At 65.7% G+C, this 2,967-nt stretch carries 4 pseudogenes; 2 read left to right on the plus strand and 2 right to left on the minus strand.

Annotated features, from left to right (window positions below):
* Positions 1–595, plus strand: a pseudogene (locus ABZX92_RS45555) (hypothetical protein); the annotation flags it as partial.
* A 149-nt stretch (positions 596–744) separates the two neighbouring features.
* Positions 745–1,232: pseudogene (locus ABZX92_RS45560) on the plus strand (transposase); the annotation flags it as partial.
* Between the two features lie 321 nt (positions 1,233–1,553).
* Here ABZX92_RS45560 and ABZX92_RS45565 read toward each other — a convergent pair.
* A pseudogene (locus tag ABZX92_RS45565) lies at positions 1,554–2,036 on the minus strand (transposase); the annotation flags it as partial.
* Positions 2,037–2,208: 172 nt separating this feature from the next.
* Positions 2,209–2,748, minus strand: a pseudogene (locus ABZX92_RS45570) (IS630 family transposase); the annotation flags it as partial.
* Positions 2,749–2,967: the final 219 nt, after the last annotated feature.

Raw genomic sequence — 2,967 nt, forward strand, 5'->3', positions numbered from 1 at the left:
CAACCCACCCAACCCCAACACACCCCACTTCAGCGCACCCGACTCTGACCCACCCGACTTCAGTGCGCTCGACTTCGGCGCACTCGATCCCGACGCGCTCGACTTCGGCGCGCTCGATCCGGACGCGCTCGACTTCGGCGCGCTCGATCCGGACGCGCTCGACTTCGGCGCGCTCGATCCGGACGCGCTCGACTTCGGCGCGCTCGATTTCAGTGCGCTCGACCCTGACGCACCCGCCTTCGGTGTGTTCGATTTCGGCGTGTTCGATCCGGGATCGCTGAACGCGGGCACGGACTCCGCAATAGCGGAATCAACGCCGACGCGTGAGTGGCATCTCGGCGACGCCGGCCCGAACGACCCGACGCTGAACCATCACAGGCCAGACCCCGCGTTCGGGCTTCATCCCCCACCCGGCCTCCTCGCCAGGCAGAACACGACCGACTCACCCCACCACGACGAGGCCAGGAACCTCCTGACCCGGTATCGCGTCCCTGAACAGCCGGCACTCCCGTGGATCAACGTCATCGCTGACCTGCTAGCCCAGCGTGACTTCCACGCAGCCACCGCGATCGCCGTCATGCTCGCACCACATTAACCACCACCGAGCCACTGACACCATCCCCACCAGTTTCAGGCGAGTCCACCGTGTCCGACACACCAGCGGCCACCCCGGCTGTTCTTGCCCGATCGGTTCCCCCGGCTCCCGCAGTTGGTAGTCACACCTGCTCGCGGATTTGTGGTCGGGATTGCCCGCGGCAGACGTTCCGGGAACAGATTCCTGGACTGCTGGACGCCATCAGCGCCGCACAGTGCGGCTTGTCCGGCAGATATCCCATGTGGCGCGAGAGTTAGGTGGCCGGGTGACGGCATGCCTGGCCGGCTTGCGCGCTGTGCCCGTGTCCCGTAGCACCGCGTTGCGCCGTCTGCGGTGCCTGCCGCTGCCCCGGCTGACGATTCCGCGGGTGATCGGCGTGGACGACTTCGCCCTGCGTCGCCGCCGTCGCTGCGCCACGATCATCATCGATGCCGAGACCGGCCGACGTATCGCGGTCCTGCCCGGTCGTGACGCGGCCACCCTGGAGTCGTGGCTGCGCGAGCACCCCGGTGGCGAGGTTGTGTGCCGGGACGGCTCGGCCGCCTACGCCGAGGCTGTCCGCCGTGCTCTGCCCGGCGCGGTGCAGGTCAATGGCCGATGGCACCTGTGGCGCGTGTGCAGTGAGGCGCTGGTTGATCGAGTGGAGATGAGAGACCTTCGCCGTCGTCCTGTCGCAGCAGGGCTGTGAAGCAGAGGGCAGCCTGACCCAGGAGGTGCTGGGGAGGGTGGCAAGCGGCCCTGACAACGCCGGGGCGTGCCAGCACCGTCAGATGGGGCGCGTCCGGCAAGCGAGACAGAGAGGTATACGAGAGGTGATAGCGCTCTCTGAATAGGGTCCTGTCGCAGACTGCGTGATCAACATTTGGTGGGTCAGACTCGGCAGAGGACCTTCTTGCGGAGCAAGTCGAACTTCACATGCCCGTACATGCTTCTCTTGATCGATTTCAAACGCGACACGGGTGAGCACCGAGTGCCAGAACTTCGTGCCCTCGGTCTCGGCGATCCAGCAGCCCAGCGCGTGCTTGCGCCCGTCGACATCGACCCCGATGACCAGGTGCGCGCTCTCGACCGTGACCGCGCCCTTGTCGCGGACTTTGACCCGGATACCGTCGGCATAGACGATCGGATAAACCTCGGCGACCGGCCTGTTGCGCCAGATCTCGATTTCATCGGTGACCACATCGGTAATGTTGGACACCATCTCACGAGACGCTTTCACGCCATACACCTCGAGCAGGTGCGCCTCGATGTCCCGGGTCGACATGCCACGGGCATAACAGGAAAGTACGAGCTCGTCGATCTGGCCGACCCGCCGGATGCGTTTCGGCACGATCTTCGGCTCGAACTCGCCGTTGCGGTCACGCGGCACGGCGAAAGTGACCGGCCCGTTCAACGTCGACACCGTCTTCGTTGAACTGCCATTACGGGAATTTCCGGACCCGGCGACGGGGTGAGGGCCTCGGCGGGCCGCCTTGCCGCCGCGGTCTCCGCGTCGGGATCGGGGTGGTGCTCACTCACGTGGATGTCCTTCCCGACCGCCGTGTCGATCACAGCGGTCGATCTTGGATCACCCGTGGCTTACACGGTTGTCATGACACCCCCCCAGCGGGCATGCTCTTCACGTCGACGCACAGCACCACCGCCCGCTGGGGCGGATTGTGATACAGGGCAACAACATCGACGACGTTGTCCACGAACAGCGGATCAGTGGAGAGCTTGAACGTCTCGGCACGGTGGGGCTTGAGGCCGAAATCGCGCCAGATCCGGCCGATGGTCGACTTGCTCAACCCGGACCTCTCCGCCATCGACGTCCGCGACCAGTGCGTGGCGTTACGCGGGGTTTCCCCCAGCGTCGCCACGATCACCTCCTCGACCTGGTCCACCGTGATCGACGGCGGCCGTCCTGGCCGTTGCTCATCGAACAGGCCGTCCAGCCGATGCGGGAGAACCTGCCTGCGCCACTTGGCCACCGTCGATGGATGCACCCGCAGATCCTCGGCGATCTGCTTGCCCGGCACACCATCCGCGCACGCCAGCACGATCCTGCACCAGCACCTGCGACGACTTCGCCCGCCGCGCCAACGCTGCAGCGTCTCCCGCTCCTGCTTGGTCAACGTCACCCCCCCAGCAGGAGGACGTCCAATCCGCGCCATCAACCCGCACTAGACTTGCCTGGCGGATTTCCGGTGCAGGACACTAGCTAGTAAGTGTTGGTGCGTGCGGCCCAGTCGGCTCGAACGCACCCCAGTGCTGTTGTCCTAGTACTTCTACACCGTCAGGTTCTCGGCGAAGACGCTGCCGATCAACCGGATCGAGGCGGGTCCGCCGGGGTTGATCAGCACGTCTACCTCGTGTTCTCGCAGCAGGTCGCC

Source organism: Lentzea sp. NPDC006480 (genome assembly GCF_040611995.1).
In the GTDB taxonomy this organism is placed as follows: Bacteria; Actinomycetota; Actinomycetes; order Mycobacteriales; family Pseudonocardiaceae; genus Lentzea.